23 protein-coding genes are annotated in these 26629 nt (G+C 68.5%); 17 read left to right on the plus strand and 6 right to left on the minus strand.

From position 1 onward, the window contains the following. Window positions 1-6: 6 nt before the first annotated feature. Complete coding sequence (locus AB0M14_RS26430; protein ID WP_364999395.1) at window positions 7-663, minus strand: HAD family phosphatase; 657 nt, start codon at window positions 661-663, stop codon at window positions 7-9. 188 nt (window positions 664-851) lie between these two features. Between AB0M14_RS26430 and AB0M14_RS26435 the strand changes: the two genes are divergently transcribed. Continuing rightward, a complete protein-coding gene (locus tag AB0M14_RS26435) occupies window positions 852-1523 on the plus strand; it encodes a PaaI family thioesterase (RefSeq protein WP_364999396.1) in 672 nt (223 codons plus the stop codon). Window positions 1524-1574: 51 nt separating this feature from the next. Here the strand turns inward: AB0M14_RS26435 and AB0M14_RS26440 are convergent, their stop codons facing one another. Genes AB0M14_RS26440 through AB0M14_RS26450 form a run of 3 tightly spaced genes read right to left on the minus strand, consistent with a single transcriptional unit; the run spans window position 1575 to window position 4699 of the window. Beyond that, window positions 1575-2738, minus strand: a complete 1164-nt coding sequence (locus AB0M14_RS26440) for a sulfotransferase (protein ID WP_364999397.1) — start codon at window positions 2736-2738, stop codon at window positions 1575-1577. Window positions 2739-2759: 21 nt separating this feature from the next. Beyond that, the gene (locus tag AB0M14_RS26445) at window positions 2760-3536 is read right to left on the minus strand and encodes an SDR family oxidoreductase (RefSeq protein WP_364999399.1); all 777 of its coding nucleotides are present in this window, start codon (window positions 3534-3536) and stop codon (window positions 2760-2762) included. Further along, window positions 3536-4699, minus strand: coding sequence for a hypothetical protein (locus AB0M14_RS26450; RefSeq protein WP_365000486.1), 1164 nt, complete (start codon window positions 4697-4699; stop codon window positions 3536-3538). Before AB0M14_RS26450 ends, AB0M14_RS26445 begins: the two co-directional genes overlap by 1 nt. 97 nt (window positions 4700-4796) lie before the next feature. Here AB0M14_RS26450 and AB0M14_RS26455 point away from each other — a divergent pair, with 97 nt between their 5' ends. The 3 genes from AB0M14_RS26455 to cysC are packed head-to-tail and all read left to right on the plus strand — an operon-like array spanning window position 4797 to window position 8484. After that, entirely contained in the window at window positions 4797-5687 is an 891-nt protein-coding gene (locus AB0M14_RS26455; RefSeq protein WP_364999401.1) for a helix-turn-helix domain-containing protein, read from the plus strand. A gap of 32 nt (window positions 5688-5719) precedes the next feature. After that, window positions 5720-6652, plus strand: coding sequence for a sulfate adenylyltransferase subunit CysD (cysD, locus tag AB0M14_RS26460; RefSeq protein ID WP_364999403.1), 933 nt, complete (start codon window positions 5720-5722; stop codon window positions 6650-6652). Beyond that, window positions 6652-8484 (plus strand): adenylyl-sulfate kinase, encoded by a 1833-nt coding sequence (cysC, locus tag AB0M14_RS26465; RefSeq protein ID WP_364999405.1) that lies wholly within the window; start codon window positions 6652-6654, stop codon window positions 8482-8484. The genes cysD and cysC overlap by 1 nt, the downstream gene beginning before the upstream one ends. 60 nt (window positions 8485-8544) lie before the next feature. On the opposite strand, the gene AB0M14_RS26470 is transcribed toward cysC, so the two are convergent. After that, complete coding sequence (locus AB0M14_RS26470; RefSeq protein ID WP_364999406.1) at window positions 8545-9696, minus strand: epoxide hydrolase family protein; 1152 nt, start codon at window positions 9694-9696, stop codon at window positions 8545-8547. Window positions 9697-9796: 100 nt separating this feature from the next. On the opposite strand from AB0M14_RS26470, the gene AB0M14_RS26475 reads away from it, so the two are divergent. The 3 genes from AB0M14_RS26475 to AB0M14_RS26485 are packed head-to-tail and all read left to right on the plus strand — an operon-like array spanning window position 9797 to window position 13731. Next, the gene (locus AB0M14_RS26475; protein WP_364999407.1) at window positions 9797-12994 is read left to right on the plus strand and encodes an AAA family ATPase; all 3198 of its coding nucleotides are present in this window, start codon (window positions 9797-9799) and stop codon (window positions 12992-12994) included. Between the two features lie 39 nt (window positions 12995-13033). Then, window positions 13034-13339, plus strand: a complete 306-nt coding sequence (locus tag AB0M14_RS26480) for a hypothetical protein (RefSeq protein WP_364999409.1) — start codon at window positions 13034-13036, stop codon at window positions 13337-13339. A gap of 56 nt (window positions 13340-13395) precedes the next feature. Beyond that, window positions 13396-13731 carry a hypothetical protein gene (locus AB0M14_RS26485; protein WP_364999411.1) on the plus strand — a complete coding sequence of 112 codons (336 nt, stop codon included), beginning with the start codon at window positions 13396-13398 and terminating at the stop codon, window positions 13729-13731. A gap of 18 nt (window positions 13732-13749) precedes the next feature. On the opposite strand, the gene AB0M14_RS26490 is transcribed toward AB0M14_RS26485, so the two are convergent. Next, window positions 13750-14352: a TetR/AcrR family transcriptional regulator gene (locus AB0M14_RS26490; RefSeq protein ID WP_364999413.1), complete on the minus strand. Its 603-nt coding sequence runs from the start codon at window positions 14350-14352 to the stop codon at window positions 13750-13752. 96 nt (window positions 14353-14448) lie between these two features. On the opposite strand from AB0M14_RS26490, the gene AB0M14_RS26495 reads away from it, so the two are divergent. The 10 genes from AB0M14_RS26495 to AB0M14_RS26540 all read left to right on the plus strand — a co-directional run bounded on the left by AB0M14_RS26495 (window position 14449) and on the right by AB0M14_RS26540 (window position 26626). Continuing rightward, window positions 14449-15564, plus strand: a complete 1116-nt coding sequence (locus tag AB0M14_RS26495; protein WP_364999415.1) for a hypothetical protein — start codon at window positions 14449-14451, stop codon at window positions 15562-15564. A 5-nt stretch (window positions 15565-15569) separates the two neighbouring features. After that, window positions 15570-16571, plus strand: coding sequence for a phosphotransferase family protein (locus AB0M14_RS26500; RefSeq protein WP_364999416.1), 1002 nt, complete (start codon window positions 15570-15572; stop codon window positions 16569-16571). Window positions 16572-16779: 208 nt separating this feature from the next. Next, the gene (locus AB0M14_RS26505) at window positions 16780-17769 is read left to right on the plus strand and encodes a pyridoxal-phosphate dependent enzyme (protein ID WP_364999418.1); all 990 of its coding nucleotides are present in this window, start codon (window positions 16780-16782) and stop codon (window positions 17767-17769) included. Between the two features lie 96 nt (window positions 17770-17865). Next, window positions 17866-19656 carry an acyl-CoA dehydrogenase gene (locus AB0M14_RS26510; protein ID WP_364999420.1) on the plus strand — a complete coding sequence of 597 codons (1791 nt, stop codon included), beginning with the start codon at window positions 17866-17868 and terminating at the stop codon, window positions 19654-19656. 179 nt (window positions 19657-19835) lie between these two features. Beyond that, on the plus strand, window positions 19836-20615 hold the full coding sequence (locus AB0M14_RS26515) for a GntR family transcriptional regulator (protein ID WP_364999422.1): 780 nt from the start codon (window positions 19836-19838) through the stop codon (window positions 20613-20615). After that, window positions 20615-20842 carry a ferredoxin family protein gene (locus tag AB0M14_RS26520; RefSeq protein ID WP_067844087.1) on the plus strand — a complete coding sequence of 76 codons (228 nt, stop codon included), beginning with the start codon at window positions 20615-20617 and terminating at the stop codon, window positions 20840-20842. Before AB0M14_RS26515 ends, AB0M14_RS26520 begins: the two co-directional genes overlap by 1 nt. Before the next feature lie 14 nt (window positions 20843-20856). Continuing rightward, window positions 20857-22269 carry an ABC transporter substrate-binding protein gene (locus tag AB0M14_RS26525; protein WP_364999424.1) on the plus strand — a complete coding sequence of 471 codons (1413 nt, stop codon included), beginning with the start codon at window positions 20857-20859 and terminating at the stop codon, window positions 22267-22269. Further along, on the plus strand, window positions 22266-23129 hold the full coding sequence (locus tag AB0M14_RS26530) for an ABC transporter permease (RefSeq protein ID WP_364999425.1): 864 nt from the start codon (window positions 22266-22268) through the stop codon (window positions 23127-23129). Before AB0M14_RS26525 ends, AB0M14_RS26530 begins: the two co-directional genes overlap by 4 nt. Then, window positions 23126-23914 carry an ABC transporter ATP-binding protein gene (locus AB0M14_RS26535; RefSeq protein WP_364999427.1) on the plus strand — a complete coding sequence of 263 codons (789 nt, stop codon included), beginning with the start codon at window positions 23126-23128 and terminating at the stop codon, window positions 23912-23914. Before AB0M14_RS26530 ends, AB0M14_RS26535 begins: the two co-directional genes overlap by 4 nt. A 21-nt stretch (window positions 23915-23935) precedes the next feature. Continuing rightward, complete coding sequence (locus tag AB0M14_RS26540; protein WP_364999428.1) at window positions 23936-26626, plus strand: fumarate reductase/succinate dehydrogenase flavoprotein subunit; 2691 nt, start codon at window positions 23936-23938, stop codon at window positions 26624-26626. Window positions 26627-26629: the final 3 nt, after the last annotated feature.

Genomic DNA, 26629 nt, shown 5'->3' on the forward strand with positions numbered 1-26629 from the left:
CCGCCGTCAGGCGCGGTCGTCGACGAGGGCGGGGCTGAGCTCGTCGAGTCCGTCGATGACGTGCGCGGCGAGCGCGTGCGCGTCGTCGTCGAGCGGGTATTCCGGGCGCGGGGCGGCGATCACGCGCATGCCCGCGGCGTGCGCGGCACGGATGCCGTTGCTCGAATCCTCCACTGCCGCACAGTCTGTCGACTTCTTCCGGAGGAACGCCGCGACCGCCACGTACACATCCGGCGCCGGTTTGCCACGGTCGACCTCCTCGGTGGAGAAGGTGACGTCGAAGAATTCGATCAGCCCCGTCCGGCCGAGCACCGTGTTGATCAGCGTCCGCGGCGAGGAGCTGGCCACACCCAGCGGCCAGTTCTCACTCATCCGCTGCACCGCCTCCACCGCGCCGGGCAGCAGCGGCACTTCCTTGTCGTAGTGCGCCGCCATGCGCTCGATCACGTCGTCGGCGACCCGGTCGGGCGCTTCGCCGACCCCGAGCTCACCGCTGAGGTACTCCGACCACTCGCCGGTGCTCATGCCCATCAGGCGCTTCTGCGTATCCGGTAACCACCGCCCGCCCTTTTCCGCGACATAGTCGCGCCGAACCCGTTCCCACACCGGTTCGGAGTCGATCAGTATGCCGTCCATATCGAAGACGACAGCCGTAATACGCATCGGGACAATGCCTTTCGCCAGCCGCACGCACACGGGAAAGGTGCCCGCGTGGGGTACTTCGTCGAGACCTGATGGATGATCGGGTACCCAGACTAGGTGCACCGCATTCGGGCCGCACAACGCCCCCGCCCCGCGCCGTTGCCGTCCCGTGCGCGAGCACCCGGCGGGCAACCAATAACATGTTCTATATGAGTGAACTGCGGCCGGCGGCGCTGCCGAGCGAAGAGCACCACGAAGGCGGGTTCCGGCCGATGGTGGAGGCGATCGACGCCGAGCTGGCCAACGGCCAGAGCACCGTCCGTGGCGGCGCGCACTACGGCGAGCTGATCGAGCAGGTGCGCACCCTGATGGACCGCGCCCGCCTGCTCAGTCCCAGCGATGACCTGGCCTTGGAGACCATCGGCATCCTGGAGAAGCTGAACGAGAAGCTCGAGGCCGCGGTCGTCACGGAGTGGTCCGCCCCCACCTGGACCCGGCACGATCTGCCCGGCCGCGGCAACATCACGCTGCCGCCGTTCAGCATCGACACCGCCGCCCGCGACGGCGTGCACGCGCGCATCACCTTCCGCACCTTCCACCTCGGTGGCAACAATGCGGCACACGGCGGGCACATCTCCCTCGGCTTCGACGACCTGATGGGCATGGCCGCCGCCGTGCACACCGGTTCGGTGACGCGCACCGCGTCCCTCACCGTCGACTACCGATCCGTCACGCCCCTGAACACCGAGCTGAACCTGCGCGCCTGGGCCGAACGCCAGGACGGCCGCAAGGTGTACCTGCGTGCCACCCTGCACGACGGCGACCGGCTCTGCGCCGAAGCCCACGGCCTGTTCATCGTCCTCAAGCCCGGCCAGCAGTAAGACGCGAAAAGGGCGCACGGCGGAGCTGCCGTGCGCCCGGAGACTTTCGCGTCAGCGGCCCGGGAAGTGGGTGGCCCGGTAGTCCGCGAAGCGCGCGTCGACCTGATCGGCGGTCAGGCCGAAGTCGTCGAGGGTGTACTTGTGCACCGGACGCGCCGCGCCCGAGGTGCTCTCGGAGTGCAGTGCCGCCATCGCGGCGCGGGCGCTCTCGGTGAGCTCCAGGCCGAAATGCCGGTAGATGGAGGCGACCATGCCGATCGGGTCCGCGACGAAGTCCTCGTAGTAGATGTCGCAGAACTGAGACGGATTGTGGCGCTTGCGATCCGCGAGGAAACGATCCGCGCCGCGGGCCCACAGATCCAGTTGCGCCGCACCCACGACCGGGCCGCGGAACTTCTCCGACCAGCCGGCGGAGGCCTGCTCGTTGAGGCTGCACACCGAGGCGATGATGGTGCGCGGGTCGCGGTGCATCTGGATCACGAGCGCGTCCGGATACACCTCCATGATCGCGTCCAGGGCGAACAGGTGACTCGGATTCTTCAGCACCCAGCGGCGATTCGCGTCGTTGAGGCCGATCAGTTGCAGATTGCGGCGGTGCCGGCGGTAGGCGTCGGTCCAGTCCTGCTCGCGCAGCCATTCGGAGTAGCTCGGCAGATAGGACAGGCACTCATAGGATGCCGAGAGCGCCGACTGCCGCAGCAGCTGCCAGCACTCCTCGACCTGGTCGGCCGAAATATGGTGCACGCCCATGAATTCCGGGTGCTCGACGTGGTGCTTGTCGTAGGCGGCTTCCAGACGCTGATACACCGGGTCGCCCGCCCAGGTCTCGCGCGGCGGGCGCGGCTGCGGGAATTCTGTGAGCCACATTTCCAGGCCTTGGTGCCCCGGGTCGGCGTTCAGCAACCGGTGCACGGCCGTGGTGCCCGAGCGGGGCAGGCCGGTGACGAAGATCGGACGGTCGATCCCGACTTCCGCGTGCTCCGGAAAGCGTTGCCACGCCGACTCGCTGAGTAATCGGGCGATCAGCGCACCGCGCAGGAACGCGCGGTTGATCTTGTTGCCGAAGGGGGTCAGCTCGGCGTCCGCGGCATAGGACTCCAGCAGCACCTGCAAACCCGCGCGGTAGCCGTCGTCGCCGAAGTCATCCAGGCCGACGACTTTGGTCGCCGACGCGTGTAGGTCATCAATGGTGCCGACGTCCGGTCGACCGATCATCTGGGTTCTCCTCGCAGACATCTAGTGGTGGTACTCGCCGCAGTTCACGTCCAGGCACTGCCCGGTGATCGCCCGCGCCATGTCCGAGGCCAGAAAGACCGTCGCGTCGGCGATCTCGTCGGGTTCGGGCAGCTTGCGCAGATCGAGAGTCTTGGCGGTCTCGGCGTACACCTCTTCGGAGGTGATGCCGCGTTTCTTGGCCAGGTAGCCGAAATACCACTTCAGGTTCTCAGCCCAGATATACCCCGGCGCAATGGAATTCACTCGGATGCCTTGCGGCCCCAGCTCGGTGGCCAGGCTCTGCGACATCGCCAGCAGGCTCGCCTTGGCCATCTTGTAGGGCCCGAAGGTGCGCCGCGAGTGCCGCAGCACCGCCGAGTTGATCATCACGACCGCGCCCTTGGACTCCGCCAGCGCAGGCGCGAAGGACCGCGTCATGCGCAGTGCGGCAAGCACATTCGTTTCGAAGGCGGCGCGAACCTCGGCGAGGTCGACCTCGCCGAGGTTCGCCATCGGCGGCATGGCGAAGGCGTTGTTCACCAGCGCGTCGACCCGGCCGAACTCCGCCTGCGCGGCCTCGACCAGGTGCGCGACCGCGGCGTCGTCGTTGATGTCGGTCGGCACGGCCAGCGCGCGCCGGCCCAGTCCCTTGATCTCCTCGGCCACCTCGGTGAGCCGGGATTCGGTGCGCGAGGCCAGCACCACGTCCGCACCCGCTGTGGCGCTCCGCACCGCGATCGCCCGGCCGAGTCCCGGGCCGATCCCGGACACCACCACCACTTTGTCCTGCAACAACATCAGCCGAGCATCCTCTCCGCGACAGCCACCTGCCGGGCCGCGATCCGCGCCCGCCACTCCTCCGGGGTGATCCGGGCCTCGTCGTAGAACGGGAGCCGTTGCGCCAGTTCCTCGACCGCGACCACCTCGACCGTCGGGCCGTCCTCCGGTTTCATCTCGCGCGCGACCCGCTGCCAGCGGAACTGCACATAGCCCCGGTCGTGCCCGGTGCGTTCGATCCAGTTGACCAGACCCGGGTTTCGCTCGCTGACGATCAAGCGGATCTTGCCGTCCGGATCCACGTGCGCCTGGTCGGCGGTCAGGCTGGTCTGGTGGTTGATGTAGTCCAGCGACAGGTACCACATGCTGCCCAGCTGGAAGCCCTGATACGGCGCATCCGACTTCGGCACCGTGATGATCATGGCCTGGTCGTCGTCGAGCTCGTAGTGCCCGGCCGAGGAGAACTGGGTGGACAGGCCGCCCGGGGTGAGGCGCGGTTCGGTCATGGTGTTGACCGGGAGATTCAGATAGAACCACTTCGGGAACGCCAGGAAGGTGTTGAGCCGGGAGATCAGCATCTTGCCCGCCACGCCGTAGCGCTTGGTCATCAGGTCCTTGGTCAGCGGCGGCGGCGCGGCACCGATCTTGTCGACCCGCTGGATCCGGATGGAACCCGGCTTCTCGGTGGCCCAGTCGCTGAACACCTCGCGCACGACCAGCATGGCGGCGTCGGCGCCGAGTTGCACGTAGCCGGGACGCGGTTCGCCCGGGCCGAAGCGAATCTCATAGGTGCCGTCCGCGGCGATCTCGAGGGCGCGGTCGTCGAAGGCGGTGAGGCTGTCGGGCACGTCCACCGGCGAATAGTCGCCGTTGAGCACCTGAAAGCTCAGATCCCGGGTGGTCCCCCGCTTGCCGGTCACCACATAGTCGGCGTCCGGGCGCAGGTAGGAGTGGAAGTACAGGGTGTCTGGGTTGTCCAGGCCCATTTTGGTGTAGGGCCCGGTGGACTGGACGAAGAACGGAAAATCGCGCTCATACGCCCACGCCATCTGCAGCGAGGCCCGGATACTGCCCGCGAGGTAGTCGTAACCCTCGACGAGATCCTGCTCGGTGCGGACGTGCGGCGCGGTGGTGATGATCTGCTCGGCCGCGGCGATCGCGTCGGCGAACGGCTGGGTCAGCATGGCGGGCTCGGTCAAGGGCATCTCCAACGTTCCAAATCTGTACCGCTCTGGTACATTTCGATACGAGCAAGATTAGAACCTGTTCTAGGAGTTGTCCATGGTTGCCCGTCGATCCGCACCCACGACCCGAGTGGTGCAGGTGCTCGATTTCCTCGTCGAGCAGCGCGGGAAGCGCTTCGGACTCTCCGAGCTCGCCCGCGAACTCGACCTCGCGAAACCCACCTGCCTGGGGATTCTCACCGAATTGACCGCCGCCGGGTACCTGGTGCGGGATCCGCGGGCGCTCACCTACGGGCTCGGGCCGGCGTTGATCGCGGCGGGGCGGGTCGCGCAGGACGGCTTCGCGATCTCCGCCATCGCCCGCACCGAACTGGAAGAACTCAGCGCCAGGTACCGCACCACCTGCACCGCGTCGGCCGTGGTCGGCGAGCAGATCCTGGTGCTGGAGAGCACCGGGCCCGGCATGGTCAAAGTCGGCGCGGCCTACGCGTTCGCGCCGCCGGTCGGGCTGATGTACGTGCTCTGGGACACCGACGCGGCGTTCGACTCCTGGCTGGCCAAGCCGCCGACGGTGCCCGTCCAGCAGGACGAGGCCCGGTTGCGGCAGGTGGTCGCGGAGTGCCGGGAGCGGGGCTATCTGGTCGAAAGCCTCACCGCCGCGGGGGGCAAGCTGTACTCGCTGCTGGCCGGTGTCGCGACCCGCGAATTGCCGGACGAACTGCGCGAACTGGTCGCCGAGCTGGTGACGAATCTGGGCGAGCGGGTCTACCTCGGGACCGATCTGCGGCCGCGCAAGGAGCATCCGGTGAGCCTGCTGGCGGCGCCCACCTTCGGCGGGGACGGGCGGCAGAACATGGTGCTGACCATGCACGTCGGGGCGTCCATCACCGGAGCCGAAATCGACCGCCGAGGAAAGGCTCTCGTCGCGGCGGCCGATGCGGTGACCGCCGCGTCCGGTGGGCGACGGCCCGCGCGGAGCAGGCATTGACCGATGGTCGAAACGTGTTCTAGTTTTGATCCGTGAGCCAGTACGCGAAGTCGACGGCGAGCACCTACGAGCTGCCGCATCTAGACGCGCTCGAGGCCGAGTCGGCATACATATTCCGGGAAGTCGCAGCGACTTTCGAACGTCCGGTGCTGTTGTTCTCCGGCGGCAAGGACTCGGTGGTGATGTTGCACCTGGCGGCGAAGGCCTTCTGGCCGGCGCCGCTGCCGTTCCCCGTGCTGCACATCGACACCGGCCACAATTTCGACGAGGTGATCGAATACCGCGACCGCACCGTCGAGAAATACGGCCTGCGGCTGGTGGTCGGGAGCGTGCAGCAGGACATCGACGCCGGGCGGTCGGTCGAGGAGACCGGGCCGCGCGCGTCCCGCAACCGCCTGCAAACCGCGACCTTGCTGCGCTCGATCCGCGAGGGCGAGTTCGACGCGGTCTTCGGCGGCGCCCGCCGCGACGAGGAGAAGGCCCGGGCCAAGGAGCGGGTGTTCAGCTTCCGCGACGAATACGGGCAGTGGGACCCGCGCAACCAGCGACCCGAACTGTGGAACCTCTACAACGGGAAACATCGCCGGGGCGAGCACATTCGAGTGTTCCCGCTCTCGAACTGGACCGAGCTCGACATCTGGAACTACATCGCCGCGGAGCGGATCGAGCTGCCGCCGCTGTATTACGCGCACCGCAGGCCGGTAGTGCAACGTGACGGAATGCTGTTGGCGCACACGCGCTTTCTGGAGTTGCTCGACGGTGAGCAGCCGTTCGAGGCGACCGTGCGCTTCCGGACCGTCGGCGACGCCACCTGCACCGGCTGCGTCGAATCCGCCGCCGCCACACCGGAAGAGGTGGTCGTCGAGGTGGCCGCGACCCGCGTCACCGAACGCGGCGCCACCCGCGCCGACGACCGCATCTCCGAGGCGGGCATGGAAGATCGCAAGCGAGAGGGCTACTTCTGATGACCACGCTGCTGAGATTGGCGACGGCGGGCAGTGTGGACGATGGAAAGTCCACGCTCATCGGGCGCTTGCTGTACGACTCGAAGACGATCTTCACCGATCAGCTGGCCGCGGTCGAGCGCACCAGCCGCGACCGCGGTGACGCCTACCCGAATCTGGCGCTGCTCACCGACGGACTGCGCGCGGAGCGGGAACAGGGCATCACCATCGATGTCGCGCACCGCTACTTCGCCACGCCCAGACGGAAATTCATCATCGCCGACACCCCCGGGCACATCCAGTACACCCGCAATATGGTGACCGGCGCGTCCAACGCGGACCTGGCGCTGATCCTGGTCGACGCGCGCAAGGGCGTGGTCGAGCAGACCCGGCGGCACGCGTTCCTGGCGAGTTTGCTCGGCATTCCGCACCTGGTGCTCTGCGTGAACAAGATGGACCTGGTCGACTGGTCGCAGGACCGGTTCGAAGAGATCCGGGAGGAATTCGCCGGTTTCGCCATGAAACTCGACGTCTCCGACCTGACGTTCGTGCCGATGTCGGCGCTGCACGGCGACAATATCGTGCACCGCGGCGCCAGCATGCCGTGGTACGAGGGCACTCCCCTGCTGCACCACCTGGAAGAGGTGCACATCGCCTCCGACCGGAACCTGATCGACGCACGGTTCCCGGTGCAGTACGTAACACGCAGCCACGCAAAGGATTTCCGGGGTTACGCGGGCACCGTGGCGGGCGGGGTGTTCAAGGCCGGTGACGAGGTCGCGGTGCTGCCTTCGGGATTGACGACGACGGTGACCGCGATCTGGGGGCCCGGCGGCACGCCGATCGCGGAAGCCTTTCCCCCGCAGGCGGTCACGATGCAGCTCGCCCACGAGATAGACATCTCGCGCGGCGACCTGATCTGCCGGCCGGCCAACCGGCCGCTGACCGGGCGCGACATCGATGCGATGGTCTGCTGGTTCGCCGAGGACGCACAGCTGACACCGGGTGCGACCTATACCGTGCGGCATACCACGCGGGCCGTCACCGCGGAGGTGCGTACGCTCGACTATCGGCTCGACGTGAACACGCTGCACCGTGACGAGAACCCCGAAGCACTGGCGCTCAACGAGATCGGGCGTATTCAGTTGCGCACCCGGCAGCCGCTGCTGTTCGATCCCTATCGCCGCAACCGCAACACCGGCAGCTTCATCCTGGTCGACGAAACCACCGGCAACACCGTCGCCGCGGGCATGATCACCGGACCCACGCTGCCGTCGGCGCGGGTGGTCTGGCATTCCACCGCCGTCGGCCGCGAAGAACGCGCGACCCGGGGTCTGACGGTCTGGCTGACCGGGCTGTCGGGATCCGGAAAGTCCACGGTCGCCGTCGAATTGGAACGCCGCCTGGTCGCCGCCGGACGCCCCGCCTTCCTGCTCGACGGTGACAATCTGCGCCACGGCCTCAACGCCGACCTCGGTTTCTCCGCCGAGGACCGCGTGGAGAACATCCGCCGCGTCGGCGAAGTCGCCCGGCTGTTCGCCGAATCCGGTGTAGTCGCGGTGGTTTCGCTGATCAGTCCCTACCAGTCGGACCGGGACAAGGCCCGGGCCGTGCACGAAGCAGCGGGCATCCCCTTCGTCGAGGTCTTCGTCGACACGCCACTGGAAATCTGCGAATCCCGCGACCCCAAAGGCATGTACGCCAAAGCTCGGGCCGGCGAGATCCGCGGCTTCACCGGCATCGACGCCCCCTACGAAACCCCGGCCAACCCGCACCTCGTGCTGCGCCCCGGCGACGGCGACCCGGCCACCATGGCCCAGTCCATCATCGCCCTCCTCACCGGCCTCGACTGACCAGCATGATCATCCGGAGCTGGTGGTCGCCACCAGCTCCGGATGATCATGACCGGATCGCTAGGCGAGGCCGCCGAAGAACTCGCGGATGTCGCCGGTGAGCAGGTCGGGGACCTCCAGGGCCGGGAAGTGGCCGCCGGAGTAGAACTCCGACCAGTGGGTGATGTTGTGCGCCTTCTCGGCGAAGCGGCGGATCGCGTAGTCGCCGTCCTTGAAGACCGCGACGCCGGTCGGGACGGTGCCCTTCGGGGCGAACATCTCCGCGTCGTGGAAGCGTTCGTAGTACATGTTCGCGACACTGCGGGCGGTGTCGGTGAACCAGTACATGCTCACGTTCGCCAGCAGGCGGTCGCGGCCGACGGCGTCCTCGGGCAGCGCCCGCGTCCGGTCGGTCCACTCGTGGTACTTCTCCACGATCCAGCCCAGCTGCCCGGCGGGCGAATCCGCCAGCAACTGCGCGATGGTGTTGGGACGGGAACCCTTCAGGTTCATGTAGGCCGCACCGTCGTTCTGGAACTGTTTCATGGCCGCCAGCCGGGCCTGCTCGGCTTCGGTGAGCGCGGCGAAGTCGGACGGCTCGCCGATCGGGAAGGTGACCAGCGAGTTGACGTGCACGCCCGCCACATGCTCGGCATCGACCCGGCCCAGCGCCGGCGCGATGAAGGCGCCGTGGTCGCCGCCCTGCACGCCGTAGCGGTCATACCCGAGGCGCGCCATCAGTTCGGCGAACGCCGCCGCGATCCGCCCATCGTTCCAGCCGTTCTCGGTGAGCGGGCCGGAGAACCCGTGCCCCGGGAGTGCGGGGATCACCAGATCGAAGGCCGGCGCATCGGGCGCACCGTGCGCCTTCGGGTCGGTGAGCGGCCCGATCAGATCCAGGAAGTCGAGGATCGAACTCGGCCAGCCGTGGATCAGCAGCAGCGGCGTCGCACTCTCCTCCGCCGACCGCACATGCAGGAAGTGGATGTTCTGCCCGTCGATACTCGTGGTGAACTGCGGGTAGGCGTTCAGCTCCGCCTCCACCGCCCGCCAATCGAACTTCTCGGCCCAGTAGCCGGCCAACTCCTTCAGATACGCGGTAGGTACTCCCCGCTCCCAGCCGGTGCCGGGAACCTCGTCGATCCAGCGGGTGCGTGCCAGCCGGTCGCGCAGATCCTCGATGTCGGCCTGCGGGATGTCGATGCGGAAGGGGCGAATTTCGTTGTTGCTCATGCCAGTAATACTTCGAGTAAAGAGGGTGTCCCCACATCACCAGATCTCGTTATAAACCCTAGGAGTTGGCGCGCCTGTCGGGAGCGGGGATGATCGACGGGTGGTGAGCGTGTCGGCCAGCGGCGTCTTCGTCGGTCGTGGGAATGAACTGTCGGCGTTGCTGCGGGCGGTGGATACCCCGCAGGTGCGAGCGGCTTTCGTGGCGGGCGAGGCGGGGATCGGGAAGTCGCGGCTGGTTGCCGAGTTCGTGGCGCGCCAGGGATCCCGGACGTTGGTGTTGCTGGGGCGGTGCCCGGAGTTCGGCAGCGCCGGGGTGCCGTTCGCGCCGTTCATCGCGGTGCTGCGGGCACTGTTGCGGGAGCAGGGGGTGTCAGCATTGGCCGCGCTGTTGCCCGCGCAGCCTGCGCTTGCCCGCTGGCTTCCGGAGTTGGCCGGTGCCGGCGGTTCGGCGGAGGGCGGCACCGATCGAGTTCGGCTCTTCGGTGAACTGCTCACGCTGCTCGAACAGCTGGCCGCGCAGCGCTCGGTCGTGCTGATTCTCGAAGACCTGCACTGGGCCGACGACTCCAGTCGCGAGCTCCTGACCTTCCTGACCGCCAATCTCGCTGAGCCCCAACTGCTCATCGTCGGCACCTACCGGCCCTCCGGCTCCACGGCGCTGCGCCGGCTGATCGCCGAGCTCCGCCGCAACCCCGCGGTTCAGTTGATCGCACCGCAGCCGCTCACCAAACACGAAGTCGGCAGATTGCTCGCCGCGCTGCTGGAACGCGAGCCGGAACCGCCGCTGATCGCCCGCGTCTTCGAACGCAGTGCGGGCAATCCGCTTTTCGTCGAAGCGCTGAGCCGGTCACCCGAGGACACCCCTGCCGAACTGACCGACCTGCTGCTGGCCGCACAAGCCGACCTGGACGACGCGCCGCGCGAGGTGCTGCAACTCGCGGCCGTCGCCGGTTCACCCGTCGAACACGACCTGCTTGCCGCCGCCGCCGGACTCCCGGGCGCACAATTGCGAAACACCCTGCGCCAGTTGATCGAGCACCACTGGCTCATCCCGACGGACACCGGATACGAGTTCCGCCACGTCCTCATTCGCGAAGCCGTGTACCAGGACCTCCTCCCGATCGAACGAAAGCGCCTGCACGCCAGGCTGACCAACCTGCTCGGCGACCACCCGGATCTGCTCCCACCGAAGCGGCTCAACGCCGAGCTGGCCCGGCACGCCCGAGCCGCGGGCGAGCACCTGACCGCGCTCACGTCCGCACTCGCGGCCGCCATGGACGCGACGCTGGCCGGCGCGCATCCCGAACGGCTGCACCATTTGACCGTGGTGCTCGAACTCTGGAGCACAGTCACCGAGGGCACGGCGATCGACGTCGGTACCGCACACCGCCTCGCCGACTGCTGGACGCCGACAACGGATTCCGCCGCGCGCCCCCGGGCCACCGAGCGCCCGGAACTCGAACGAGTGGTAGTCCTCGAGCACATCGTCGACGCCTGCATCCACACCAACGCGGTGGATCGGGGCATCGAAGCGGCCGATCAGGCTCTCGCCCAGATCAATGCGGAAGCCGAGCCCACGCGTGCCGCGCACCTGCATCGGCAGCGGGCCCAGCTGCGCAACCACAACGGCACGGGCGGGCACGACGAGTTGCAGCACGCGCTGACATTGCTCCCGGCGCATCTCCCGACCCTGCTGCGCGGTGAAATCCTCGCCGAACTCGCTGCCACCCAAGTCTTCGCGGGCGATACAACCCTAGCGCGCGACAACGCCCTAGCCGCACTGGCGATCGCCCAACAACTTCATGCGGCAGCCGCTACTCGGAACAGCCTCATCGCACCCCGCCCCAGCTCGGACCACACTGCTGCCAAACCTCAGCCCCACAACAGCCCAACCGCAAGCCACCCCAGCTCCGACCAAGCTGCCGCCAAACCCCAGCCCCACAACAGCCCAACCGCAAACCACCCCACCTCCGACCAAGCTGCCGCCAAACCCCAGCCCCACAACAGCCCAACCGCAAGCCACCCCAGCTCTGGCCAGGCGGCCGCCAATCCCCAGGCGGCTCAGCAGGCTCCGATCGCCCCAGACGCATCGACCACTCACCGGTACTCCGCTCTAGCTGCCCGAGCGCACGCGTATCTCGGGCTCGCCGAGACGGATTCGGCGCTGGCCGTCCAGCACTTCGGGCGAGCGCGCGCCGCTGCGCAGGAGGCACAGGACGTGCACACGGTGTTGTCGGTAGTCACTTGGGAGTCAGCCACTTTGGTCGGCGCGGGTGACTACATCGCTGCGATCGAGATCATTCAGCACGGGCTTCGCACCGCGCACGAGATGTATCAGTTCGGTGAGCGCGGGCCTATCCTCCTGGTGAAATGGGCGCAAGCACTCACCGCGCTCGGCCGCTGGACGGAGGCGGAGGAGCTGATCGCGGACGCGCTGGGCGATCCACTGCCGTCCTTGGCCACGGCCGCGCTGCACCTGTGCCTGGCGCGAATCGCCTTGGCGCGTGGCGAGTTCGAGATGGGGGCGACGGCCGTCTCGGCTGCCGAGGGGCAGCTCGGGCAGGCGGGATGGGTCGGGCACTACCGCCTGGAACTGATCGAGGTGCAAGCCGAACTCGCGCATGCCGATCCGGCCCGCGCAGCGCGCATCCTGGCCGATGCCCTGAGCACCGACGACGTTCAGAAGTACCCGAACGAGACCTGGCCACTGCTCACCCTCGGCACCCGGATTCCGGAGCAGGCCATGGATTTCGAGCCGTTGGCCGCCGCACTGCCGTGCACGACGCCGGTGGCCGCGGCCCACCGGGCGGTCTTCGCCGCGGCCACCGCGCGCGCCGACTGGCAGGCCGCTGTGACAGCCTGGCAGGCGGTGCAGCACCCCTTGGAGCAGGCCCGCACGCTATTCCGCTGCGCTCGAGCCGAATTGGCTGTCGGCAATCGCCCCGCGGCCCACACCGCACTGCGAGCAGCCGCGGTCATCGCCGACGACCTGGGCGCGAGACCGCTGTTCGACGCGATTCACGACACCGCTGAGCGCGCCCGCCTCCCCCTCTACGAATCCGCGCGCACCCGCACCGAACCTCCGCGCACCTTCGGCCTCACCACCCGCGAACTCGACGTGCTCCACCTCGTCGCCCAGGGATTGAGCAATCGTCAAATAGCCGCGGAACTCTTCATCAGCGCCAACACCGCGGGCGTCCACGTCTCCCGCATCCTCACCAAACTCTCCGCCGCCTCCCGCACCGAGGCCGCCGCCCTCGCGCACCAGCACCGCCTCCTCGAACCCACGCGGAGCTGACTCCCCCAGCGCTACAGTGGATTGCGAACGGAGCGCCGGATGATCGCACGAATGTGGCGGGGCTGGGCCCCGCTCGACAAAGCTCAGGACTACCAGCGGCACTACGAATCCGAGGTCGCCGCGCAACTCACCCTGGGGCATGGGTTTCGGGGCGCGCGCCTACTGCGTCATCGAGACGGCGACGAGATCCAGTTCACCTCGATCGCCTTCTTCACCAGCATGCAGGCGGTCCGCGTCTTCGCGGGCAAGCACCCCGAACGCGCCGTCGTCGACGACCTGGCCCGCGAACTGCTCTCGCACTGGGACGCCGAGGTGACTCACCACGAGGTCGTCGCCGACTTCTGAATCAGCGCACGGTAATTCACTCGCTTCGACAGCTCCCAGGGACTTAGCCTCGACAAATGCCCGCGTCGAAGACCTCCTACGTCTGCTTGCCCTGTCGCGCCTCGTACAAGCAGTCCTATCCCGGACTCCACGACCGCACGCGGCGCTGCCCACGCTGCCGCAAGCCGTTGATCCACGCCGGTTCCGCCTTCGCCGCACCGAAGCGACGCGACACGAATGCCTGGCGGACCTTGTCGGTCCTGCTCAGCGCCGGCGTCGGGTTCCACAAATCCTGTTGCGGCGGTCCGGGATTCCGGCCGCGCACCCTGCGGGAGGTACGGGAGCGGAAGGTGTATGCCCAGCGCACCGGCGTTCCGTTCGCCCGGGCGCTGTCCTACCAAGTTCTCCCGTAGGCGCTGCCGCCCCGCGCCCTACACGGCGGCCTTGATCAGGGCTACCAACGCGTCGGCGGTGCGGGTGCAGAAGTCGTCGATGTCGTCGTAGCCGTGCATCAGGCCGCGGACCAGGGTGCGGGCCACGAGGATCTCGAAGACCAGATCCGCTGTGGCCGACCCGTCCGCGCCGGCGGGGAGGGCGGCGTGGATGCGGTCGCAGAGGGCTTGGCGGGCCGGCAGGTCGGCGCGGTCGTGTAGGTCCCGGTATCGCTCGGGTTCCGCGTGATAGGAGGAGATGAGGCCGGGGATGGCGGCGCGGGTCGAGGGTTCGGCGATCCGGCGGACGAACAGGCGGGCCCATTCCGACAGGTCCGCGTGCAGGTCACCGGTTTCGGCTGGGAGCCAGAGGTTCTCGGATCCGAAGACCGCGTCTTCGATGAGGGCTTCCTTGCCGGGCCAGCGGCGATAGATCGGCGCGGTACCGACGTGCGCACGCCGGGCGACGGCCGCGATCGTGGTGTCCTGGTAGCCGACTTCCGACAGCAGAGTGCGGGTGGCCTCGAGGACGGCCCGATCGATCTGCGCATCACGCGGCCGCCCCGCGGCGGGCCGGGCACTCGAAGATCCATTGGAGGTCACGGTCGGAGCGTACCCGGAGTTATTTGCGGAAAACAATTACGTTGCGAGCCATATCGTATTACATTGAGGTGACGACCCGAGAGAAGGAGTAACACGGTGCTCGTACCCGAGGACGAAATGCTGGCCCACCAGCTGCCCACCACGTTCGATCATGTCGCCCAGAGCGATCTGCGCTGGACCGAGCGGGTGGTGATGTACGGCTTCGACGAATCCGGCGAGATCAGCATCATGACCGGACTGGCCCGATTCCCGAACCGCAATGTCATGGATGCCTACGCGATGGTCACCCTCGCCGGCAAGGAAGCGAAGGTGGTGCGCCTGTCGACCGAATACCGGACGCCCAGAGCCCGATTGGGCGCTTGGAGTGTAGGTCCCTATACCTACGAGATCACCGAACCGCTGCTCAGCACCCGCGCCTCCCTGGCGGACAACGAGCACGGACTGAGCTTCCAGCTGGATTTCCACGGCGACTTCCCGGCCTATGAACAGACACCGGCATTCCATCGCGAGCGCGGCCGGGTCCGCGAGGACGCCCGCCGGTACTACCAGAACGGCACGGTCACCGGCTGGATCGAGATCGAGGGCCGGCGCATCGAGATCGACCCGGACCAGTGGTGGTTCGGCCGCGACCATTCCTGGGGCGTGCGGCACGGCCCCGGCGGCGGCAGCCTCGGCGAGGGCCCCGACCTGCAACCCTCCGAGATCCCCGAGGGGGTGCTGTACTACATGGGCATCTTCCAGTTCGAGGACCAGCTGGTGCATTTCGCGCAACGCGAGACCAGCACCGGCGAGCGCTGGCAGTTCGAGGGCGAAGTGCTCTACCCGACGACGACCGGCCGAGCGGCCACACCGATCATCGATGTCGAACACGAGCTGCGGTTCGAATCCGAGCTGCGAGTCGCCAGCGGTGGCACTTTCACCGTGCAGCACGCCGACCGCAGCAGCTCGACGATCGAGGTGACTCCGATCTGCCGGTTCTGGCCGGGCCTGGCCGGATACAACGAGTACCGCGGCTACGCCGCCGGCATGTGGCGCGGCGCCGCCTACAGCGACGGCTTCACCGTCGACACCACCGATCTGGCACAGATTCAGCCGATCAGCCTGCTCAGCGAGACCCTGTGCGAAGTACGCATGGGCGAGCAGGTCGGGCACGGACTGCTCGAAATGGTGTTCATGGGCGCGTACCCGCGCTACGGCTACACCGGGTGGTGAGCGGCATGCGACTCAGCCCGGAAGAACTACCGGCCGCCCTGGAACCGATTGTCCAGCAGCACATCCCCGGCTCGGCGATTTCCGGCTGGAAGCGCGCCGAACAGGGATTCGCCACCGAAACCTATCTGTTCGACGCCGTCGACGCCGAGGGCGCGACAACGGGTTTGGTGTTCCGGCGGCCGCCGGAAGCGTCGTTGTTCCCGGACTACGACCTGCGCAGGCAGTTCCTGGTGATGAAACGTCTTGCGGGGACCGGCCTTCCGGTGCCGGAGGTGCGCTGGATCGAGCCGGACGACACCGCCCTGGGCACCCCGTATTTCGTGATGGACCGCATCGACGGCGGCAGCACACCCAGTGACGTGCCGACCTATCACGAATCCGGGATGTACTACGACGCGAAACCCGAGGATCGCACCACGATCTGGTGGCACTGCCTCGACACCATGGCGCGGATACATCAGCTGGACCCGGCGGCGCTGCGCCTGGATTTCCTGCGGATGGACCAGCTCGGGGCCGACCCCGTCGAGCAGGCGATCAATTATCTCGACTGGGCTGTGCACTGGGCCGCCACCAACCCCGCGCCCACCATCGAACGGGCGCTGACCTGGTTGCGGGAGCATCGCTATCAGGCCGAGCACGTCACCCTGTGCTGGGGTGACGCGCGGCTGTCGAACATCCTGTACGGCGGGGACCTCGCGGTGCTCGGCGTGCTCGACTGGGAGATCGCTCATCTCGGCGACCACGAGTTCGACCTGGCCTGGCTGCTGTTCACCGACTGGCTGAGCAGCGACTTCCAGGGCCGCGCGCGGTTGCCGGGCACACCCGGCCGCGAGGAGGCGATCGCGCGATACGAGACCGTCACCGGCTGGCCGGTGCGGAATCTGCGGTTCAACGAGATCCTGTGCGCGATCACCCTGTCGGTGCCGCTGCTGCGCATGTCCAGCCATCTCGGCATGGGCGATCTGTCCGCGGTCTGCGTGGCTCGATTGGATCAGCTGCTCACCTGATCCCCCAATGGATCCCGGATTTTTCCCCTAATGCGGGCGAACCGCACACCCGGGGGACCTCCGGGGTCCAGGATGGGACACTGCGCCGGGATCTCCCTCATCAATCCCGGCGCCCGCTACCCCGGCGCCCGCACCACCCATAGCGCGCGCCGGGGTCGCGGAGCTCCGTCGTATAGATTCTCCAGCGACGCGGCTTGAAGGAGGAACGTTGACGGATTCCCTACTGCACCAGCGCTTTCCCGAGGTAGCGCCGGAGCTTCCGTTTCTCCGCCTCGGCGACACCCCGACTCCGGTCCGGGAACTGCCGCTCGGCATCCGAATCCCGGTGTGGTGCAAGGACGAAAGCGTCTACGGGTCCGGGGGCTGGGGCGGCAACAAGATCCGCAAACTGGAATGGCTGCTACCCGACGCGCAACGGCGCGGCACCAAAACCATCGTCACCGTCGGCGGCACCGGCACCAACTGGGGTCTGGCCGCCGCCCTCTACGGCCGCGAACTCGGCTTGGATATCGCGCTGGCGCTGGTCGACCAGCCCGAAGACGACCACGTGCGCGCGCAGCTCGAACGCCTCGAAGCCTCCGGCGCGACCCTGCACCACACGCGCTCCAAGCTCCGCACCATCCTCACCGCACCCTGGCTGATGCTGCGGCACTCCTCCGGCGCCAAGCTCCCCCATTACCTGCCCGTGGGCGGCTCCTCACCGATCGGCGCCCTCGGTTATGTCGAGGCCGCGCTGGAACTCGCCGCCCAGGTGCACGCCGGCGACCTGCCCGAACCGGCCCATCTCGTCACCGCCGTCGGCTCCGGCGGCACGGCCGCGGGGCTGGCGCTCGGCCTGCGCCTGGCGGGCCTGCGCACCCGCGTGCTCGGCATCGTCGTCAACGACACCCTTCCGCTGGCGGCCAAGCACATCGTCGACCTCGCGACCCGCGCCGAAGCGGTGCTGCGCGAGCGCGGCGCCCAGTTCGAGCCCACCGGCCTGGTCCCCGAGGACGTGACCATGCTGCGCGACTGGCTCGGCCCCGGCTACGGCCACGAGACCCTCTCCGCGATCGCGGCCCGCGACCGCGCCAACATGGTCGGCTTGCATCTCGAAACGGTCTACACGGCAAAGGCTTTCGCCGCGATCACCGATCTCTCGGCGCGCGGCGACCTGGACGGGCCGACGCTGTTCCTCAACACCTACGGCCCGCGCTGAGCGGCTGGGGATCCCCACGCCCATTGGCGACACGAACGTAGTAACGTATCAAATTAGCCCGACACCGGGGCTGGATACAGTGCGAGAGGATTGCCCGTGCGTTCGATGTTGCTCTCCCGCAGGGACCTGGAGTTCCTGCTCTACGAATGGCTGCGGGTCCAGGAGCTGACCGAGTTGCCCCGGTTCGAGGAGCATTCGCGGGAGACCTTCGACGGGTTCCTGGAGCTCTGCGAGGACCTCGCCACCCGGTACTTCGCCCCGCACAACAAGCTCGGCGACGCCAATGAACCGAGTTTCGACGGCGAACGCGTCACCCTGATCCCGGAGGTGAAAGCGGCGGTCGAGGCGTTCACCAAGGCGAACCTGATCGGCGCGGCGATGGACGCGGAGATCGGCGGGCTGCAACTGCCCGCGACCGTGGAGGCCGCCGGGTTCGGGTTCTTCCAGGCCGCGAACGTGGGCACCACCGGCTATCTGTTCCTGACCGTCGGCAACGCCAACCTGCTGGCCGCACACGGCACCCCCGACCAGGTCCAGCGGTTCGTGCGGCCGATGCTGGAGGGCCGGTTCACCGGCACCATGTGCCTGTCCGAGCCGCAGGCCGGATCCTCGCTGGCCGACCTCGTCACCCGCGCGGAACCGCAGCTGGACGGCACCTACCGGCTGTTCGGATCCAAGATGTGGATCTCCGGCGGCGATCACGAGCTCACCGAGAACATCGTGCACCTGGTGCTGGCCAAGATCCCCGGCGGACCGGCCGGCACCAAGGGCATCTCGCTGTTCGTGGTGCCGAAGTACCTGGTCGCCGCAGACGGTTCGCTCGGCCCGCGCAACGACGTGGCGCTGGCGGGCCTGAACCACAAGATGGGCTACCGCGGCACCACCAACACGGTGCTGAACTTCGGTGAGGGCAAGCACAATCCGGACGGCGCGCCCGGCGCGGTCGGCTACCTGGTCGGCGAACCGCACAGCGGGCTGTCCTACATGTTCCACATGATGAACGAGGCCCGGCTCGGCGTCGGCCTGGGCGCGACCGCGCTCGGCTACACCGGCTACCTGAAGTCCCTGGACTACGCCCGGCAACGGCACCAAGGTCGCGCGGTCACCGCGAAAGACCCCGCGGCCCCGCAGATCCCGATCATCGAGCACGCCGACGTCAAACGCATGCTGCTGGCGCAGAAGGCGTACGCCGAGGGCGCGCTCGCGCTGCTGCTGTACTGCAACCGCCTGGTCGACCTGGCCCGCACCGCGACCGACCCGGACCGGGCGCGCGAGCACACCCTGCTGCTCGAGATCCTCACCGGCGTCGCGAAAAGCTGGCCGTCGCAGTGGTGCCTGGAAGCCAACAACCTCGCCATCCAGGTGCACGGCGGCTACGGCTACACCCGCGAATACGACGTCGAACAGCACTACCGCGACAATCGCCTGAACCCGATCCACGAGGGCACGCACGGCATCCAGGGCCTGGATCTGCTGGGCCGCAAGGTGGTCCAGCACGACGGCGCGAGCCTGCGGCTGCTCACCGAGCGGATCACCAGCACCGTGCGCGCGGCCACCGAGATCGGTGGTCCGGCCGCGGAATTCGGCGCGCAGCTGGAGACGTCGTGGCAGCGGCTGCTGAGCGTCACCGTCGCCCTGTTCGCCGATCCGGCCGCCGCGATGGCCCAGGCCACGGTGTATCTGGAGGCGTTCGGTCATCACGTCGTCGCGTGGATCTGGCTGGAGCAGCTGCTCGCCGCCGAGGGCCGGGAGGGCGACTTCTACGCGGGCAAACGGGCCGCCGCACGGTACTTCTTCGCCTATGAACTGCCCAAGACCGCCCCGCAATTGGATCTGCTCGCCGCCGGCGATCGCACCACGCTGGAGATGCGCGACTCCTGGTTCTAGGTCATTGGAATCCCCGTGATCCGAACTCCCACCACCCCCGGCGAGGTGGCGTAAAGCCCCGGCGCACCGCCATTTCCCCAGGTAGCGCCGAGACCGAACCGGCGCATTGAGAGTGGTGGGCAGAGTGGCCCGCTCGTGGCGGCGAGCGGGCCCTCCAAACCCCACTATCGTCACTGTTCATGCAGGTCAGCGACCCACAGGACGATCAGAGAGCACCCGCGCCGGTGCGCCGGCTCCGCGCCGACCAGGCGCGCCGCGTGGCCGATCTGGTGCGTCACCAGATCCACGCGGGCGCCTTCGACGACGTGCTGCCCACCGAACAGCAGCTCGCCGCCGAGCACGACGCCTCCCGCAACACCGTGCGCGAAGCGCTGGCGCTGCTCAAGGACGAGGGCCTGATCGACCGCCTGCCCAAAGTCGGCACCCGCGTCGCCGCCAAGAAATACGACCACGGCCTGGACGCCCTGCTCGGCTTACAAGAGACCTTCCAGGGCCACGGCACCGTTCGCAACGAGGTGCGCGCCGCCATGCGGATCAGCGCACCGCCGGCGGTCGCCCGCCGGCTGGGCCTCGAGCCGGGCGCCCGGGTGGTCTACCTGGAGCGGCTGCGCTACCTCGCCGACCTGCCGCTGAGCCTCGATCTGACCTACCTCACCCCCGAGATCGGCGCCCAGGTGCTCGACCACGACCTGGAAACCACCGACATCTTCGTGTTGCTCGAGCAGATCAGCGGACAGCGCCTGGGCTCGGCCGACCTGTCCATGGAGGCCGTCGCCGCCGACCCGCACACCGCCGCCACCCTCGACGTCCCGGCCGCCGCGCCGCTGCTGATGCTGGAGCGGCTGACCCGCCTCGACGACGGCGCCCCGGTGGACCTGGAGTTCATCCGGATGCGCGGCGACCGAATCACCATGCGCGGCAACCTGACCCGCACCAATCCCGAATGGAAGGTCATCTGATGGCGCTCGCGAATCAGCGTGCCGATATCCCCGTCACCATCGACGAATCGCTGTGTATCCAGGGCTGCACGCTGTGCGTCGAGATCTGCCCGCTGGATTCCCTTGCCATCAACCCCGAGAACGGCAAGGCCTTCATGCACGTCGACGAGTGCTGGTACTGCGGCCCGTGCGCGGCCCGCTGCCCCACCGGGGCCGTCACCGTCAACATGCCCTATCTGCTGCGCTGAACCCGGAAAGACCCATGAAGAGAACGCCTTTCGCCCCCGTCCTGCTCGCCGCCGCGCTCGCCCTGACCGGCTGCTCGCTGGAGCAGGCGACCGCCGGCGACACCGTCAAGGTGGTCGTCGGCTACCAGTCCAAGACCATCAACACCGTCACCGCCGGAACACTGTTGCGTGCCAAGGGTTTCCTGGAGCAGCGGCTGAACCGGATCGGCGGCGCCAAGTACCAGGTCGAGTGGCAGGACTACGACACCGGTGCGCCGATCACCGCGCAGATGGTGGCGGAGAAGATCGACATCGGCTCCATGGGCGACTACCCGGTGCTGATCAACGGTTCCCGCACCCAGGCCAGCGAGCGCGCCCGGACCGCCCTGGTGTCGGTGACCGGCTACAACCCCAGGGGCGCGCTGAACATGGTTGTGGTGGCGCCGAATTCGCCCGCGCGCACCCTCGCCGACCTGGCCGGGCAGAAGGTTTCCGCGAGTGTCGGTTCGGCCGGGCACGGCACGCTGGTGCAGGCGCTGACCCGGGCCGGCATCGATCCCAAGACCGGCGTCGAAGTACTCAACCAGCAACCGCAGATCGGCGCGTCCGCACTGGAATCGGGTCAGGTGCAGGGTCTTTCGCAGTTCGTGGCCTGGCCCGGCCTGCTGGTCTTCCAGGACAAGGCCAAGCTGCTCTACGACGGCGCCGAACTGAACGTGCCCACCTTTCACGCGGTGGTAGCGCGCCGCGATTACTCCGCCAAGCATCCGGAGGTCCTCGATGCGTTCCTGCAAGCGCAACTGGATGCCACCCAGTTCCTCAACGACAAGCCCCTCGAGGCAGCCCAGATCGTGGCCGAGAACTCTGGCCTCCCGACCGAGGTCGTGTACCTCTACAACGGCCCCGGCGGCACCTCCTTCGACGCCACCGTCAAATCGCGCCTGGTGGAGACGCTGAAAAGCGATGTCACCTACCTGAAGTCTATCGGCGACTTCGCCGAACTGGATATCGACAAGTTCGTCGACGACACCGCGCTCCGCAAGGCCTTCGCCGAACGCGGGCAGGACTACGCGGCCGCGCTCGCCGCTACCGCGAATCCGTCGCTGGTCAAGGGCACCGATCCGGTGAGCAACCAGACGGTCGGCAATCCGGCACTGGCCAGCGAGATCTGGTTCGACGGCCAGGCTTCGACCCAACCGGCCGCCGATCCGACGAGCCTGCTGCGCGCTGTCAAACAGGGCCGGGCGCAGGGCAAGTCGGTGCGCGTGGGGTATGTGCCCGACGCCGAACTCGGCACTCGCTGGTTCGCGGACAAGGCGATCTGGGTGCGCGACGGCGAAACCTACCTGCCCTTCACCACGGCCGCCGCGGCCGGGCGCTACCTGGCCCAGCATCCCTCGGGTGTCACCGTCGGGTTCGAACAGGCCGTCACCGAGGTGCGAGTATGAGTACGGCCGCCGTCCTGGATCTCGAAGCGGCGCCGGTCGCCGACACGGCGGCGGCCGAAGCCCGGCCCCGCGCCGGACGGGCGGTGTGGCGGTCCCGGATCGTCCGCGTCGCCGCGGTGCTCGCCGCGATCGCGGTGTGGCAGTTCGTGACCGCCAACGACCTCCGGCTCTGGGTGCGCTTCGACACGCTGCCGACCGTCACCGAGATCGTCCGGGCCTTCCGGACGCAGCTGGGCACCGAGACCTTCTATCTGGATCTCGGTCAGTCACTGATCCGGATCCTCACCGGGTTCGGACTGGCCGCGGCGCTCGGCGTGAGCACCGGTGTGGCGCTGGGCCGTTCGCGGTGGTTCGCCGACACCATCGGGCCGCTCACCGAACTGGCGCGGCCGATCCCGGCCATCGCCATTGTGCCGGTGGCGATCCTGCTGTTCCCCAGTGACGAGGCCGGCATCGTCTTCATCACCTTCGTCGCGGCCTACTTCCCCGTGATGGTGTCCACCAGGCATGCGGTGCGCGCGTTGCCGACGCTCTGGGAGGACTCGGTGCGCACCCTCGGCGGCAGCCGCTGGGACGTGCTGTGGCGAGTGGTGTTGCCCGGCAGTCTGCCCGGCGTGTTCGGCGGCTTGTCGGTCGGCATCGGCGTGGCCTGGATCTGCGTGGTCTCCGCGGAGATGATCTCGGGCCGCCTCGGTGTCGGCTACCGCACCTGGCAGGCGTACACCATCGTCGACTATCCCGGCGTATTCGTCGGCATCATCACCATCGGCGTACTCGGCTACACCACCTCCGCCGCGGTCGAAGTGATCGGCCGCCGCGCCACCCGCTGGCTGCCGCGAGTCCAGGAGGTTTCGAAATGACCGGCATCGGCACGCATCTGCGCCTGGACCGGGCGCATCTGTCCTACGGCGGCGCACCCGTGATCGCCGACCTCACGCTCGACGTGCGGCCGGGTGAGATCCTGATCCTCACCGGACCGTCGGGCTGCGGCAAGTCCACGGTGCTGCGCGCGCTGGCCGGACTGCTGCGCCCGGACTCCGGTGGTGTTTTCGCCGACGACGTCGCGATCACCGGCACCGACCGGGACCGGGCGGTGGTCTTCCAGGACAACGCGCTGCTGCCCTGGCGCACCGTGCGCGCGAATATCGAACTGGCGCTGCGGCTTCGAGGGGAGCAAGCGCCCGCCTCCGGGCTGCGGGCCGCCCTAGCCGCGCGCGCCGCGCGGCGCGAGCGGGCGCAGCAGTGGATCGAGGAGGTCGGGCTCACCGGCTTCGCCGACTTCCTGCCCAAGAGCCTGTCCGGCGGCATGCGCCAGCGCGTGCAGCTGGCGCGCGGACTGGCCGGCGCTCCGCGCGCGGTGATGATGGACGAACCGTTCGGCGCGCTGGACACCCAGACCCGCGCCACCATGCAGCGCCTGCTCATCCAGACCTGGCAGACGCACCCGAGCACCGTCCTGTTCGTCACCCACGATGTCGACGAGGCGCTGCTGCTGGGCGACCGGGTGGCCGTGCTCGGCCGCGCCGGTCAGCCGCTGCGCGCCCTGCTCGAGGTGCCGCGTCCCCGTACCCCGGGCGTCGATCGCTCCGCCGCGCGCGCCGAGATCATCGCCGCGCTCGGCCAGTCCGAGATCGCCGCCCGCTGACCCCGAAGGCTGTTGTCACCGATGGAAATTCCTGATTTGGCCGAAACCACGCGCCTGGACTGCGATGTCCTGGTCATCGGCGGCGGTACGGCGGGCACCATGGCCGCGCTCACCGCCGCCGAGGCGGGCGCGAACGTGCTGCTGCTGGAGAAAGCGCACGTGCGGCATTCCGGCGCGCTCGCCATGGGCATGGACGGCGTCAACAATGCCGTCATCCCGGGCAAGGCCGAACCCGAGGACTACGTCGCCGAGATCACCCGCGCCAACGACGGCATCGTCGACCAGCGCACCGTCTACCAGACCGCGACCCGCGGTTTCGCCATGGTGCAGCGGCTGGAGCGCTACGGGGTGAAGTTCGAGAAGGACGAGTACGGCGAGTACGCGGTGCGCCGGGTGCATCGTTCCGGGTCGTACGTGCTGCCCATGCCCGAGGGCAAGGACGTGAAGAAGGCGCTGTATCGCGTACTGCGGCAACGGAAGATGCGCGAGAAGATCCAGATCGAGAATCGGCTGATGCCGGTGCGGGTGCTCACCGAGGGCGGCCGTGCCATCGGAGCGGCCGCATTGAATACGCGCACCGGCGAATTCGTCGCCGTCGGCGCGAAGGCGGTGATCCTGGCCACCGGTCCGTGCGGCCGCCTCGGCCTGCCCGCCTCGGGTTATCTGTATGGCACGTACGAGAATCCGACGAACGCGGGCGACGGATACGCCATGGCATACCACGCGGGCGCGGAGTTGTCGGGGATCGAGTGCTTCCAGATCAACCCGCTGATCAAGGACTACAACGGACCCGCGTGCGCCTATGTCGCCAACCCGTTCGGCGGCTATCAGGTCAACGCGCACGGGGAGCGCTTCGTCGACTCCGACTACTGGTCGGGGCAGATGATGGCCGAGGTCAAGCGCGAGATCGAATCCGCTCGCGGCCCTATCTATCTGAAGGTCTCGCACCTGCCGGAGGAGACCCTCGACACCCTCGAGGGCATCCTGCACACCACCGAACGACCTACCCGCGGCACCTTCCACGCCAACCGCGGGCACGACTACCGCACCCACGACATCGAGATGCACATCTCCGAGATCGGCTTGTGCGGCGGGCATTCCGCGTCGGGCGTGTGGGTCGACGAGAACGCCCGCACCACGGTGCCCGGCCTCTACGCCGCCGGCGACCTGGCCTGCGTGCCGCACAACTACATGATCGGCGCGTTCGTCTTCGGTGATCTCGCGGGCGCGCACGCGGCGGGAACCCTCGCCGAGGTCGCCGCGCCGGACGCGCTGCCGCAGGACCAGCTCGCCGCCGCGCACGATCTGATCTACCGGCCGCTGCGCAACCCGGACGGCCCGCCGCAGCCACAGGTCGAGTACAAGCTGCGCCGCTTCGTCAACGACTATGTGGCGCCGCCGAAGACCGCCGCCAAGCTGTCGATCGCGGTGGAAACCTTCGAGCGGATGCACGGCGATGTCGCCGGGATCGGCGCGCGCACACCGCACGAGCTGATGCGGGCCGCCGAGGTCTCCTTCATCCGGGACTGCGCCGAGATGGCGGCGCGCAGCTCACTCACCCGCACCGAATCGCGATGGGGGCTCTATCACGAACGCGCGGACCTCCCCGAGCGGGACGACCAGCAGTGGCGCTACCACCTGAATCTGCGCAAGAACGCCGCGGGCGCAATGGAATTCCGCAAGCGGCCGGTGGCGCCGTATCTCGTGCCGGTGCCCGGCCTGGACGACCTGCCCAGCGCCGACAGCACCGTGCTCGCGGTCGAACAGCCCGAACTGGTCGGGCAGCGCGCCCCGCAGGCGTCGGCGGCGCCGCAGGCGCGCCGGGAGCCGGTCGCTCCCCCGTCACCACGGCTGGTCGGCTTGCTGGCGCTGGATTCGCCCACGGTGCCGGATCTTTCGGACTACCTGGCCGATCCGGACCCGCAGGTGCGGGTGGCCGCGATCGGGGTGCTCACCGAGAACACTCCGGAGGGTTTCGCGCCGATCCTGGTGCGGGCCTTGGGCGATCCCGCGCCCGCCGTGCGCCGGACGGCCACCGAGGGGCTGCGCGAACTCGTCGAGGTGCTGCCCGCCGCGGCGGGGTTGGCCGACCATCTCGGCTCGGCCGATCCGATCGTCCGGGCGACCGTCGTCGATCTGCTGCGCGCCCTGAAGTCCGGTAGCGCGGCGCAATTCACCGCCGCCCTGGCCGATGCGGATCATCGAGTCCGCATCGAAGCCGTGCGGGCGCTGGTCTCGCTGGACGACCGGCACGGTGTGGCCGCGGCCGCCCGGGACGCCAATCGTGAGGTGCGCATCGTTGTCGCCCAGGGTCTTTCGGCGATCGGCGACGGCGGCAACGAGGTCGTCCGCGACCTCGCCGCCGACCGGGACCCGCTGGTACGCGCCGCCGCGCTGGCCGCGTTCGGCGCGCTCGGCTCCGAGGCCGCCGACTTGACCGAACTGACCACCGCACTGCGGGATTCGGCCTGGCAGGTGCGGGTCGGCGCGGCCCGCGGGCTGGCGGGCGCGGACCCCGGGGCCGCGGTCCCGGCACTGGACGGCGCGCTGGATGATCCGCACCTCGACGTTCGCAAGGCGGCGGTGCTCGCCCTGGCCACCTGGCCGGACGACGACGCGGTGCGAGCCGCGCTGCGGCGGGCCACCGAGGACAGCGACGCCGATGTCCGCGCCTACGCCCGGCGGTCCCTCGCCGAACCGGTGGCGCACTGACCC

It is taken from the genome of Nocardia sp. NPDC051832 (assembly GCF_040681285.1).
Lineage (GTDB): Bacteria > Actinomycetota > Actinomycetes > Mycobacteriales > Mycobacteriaceae > Nocardia.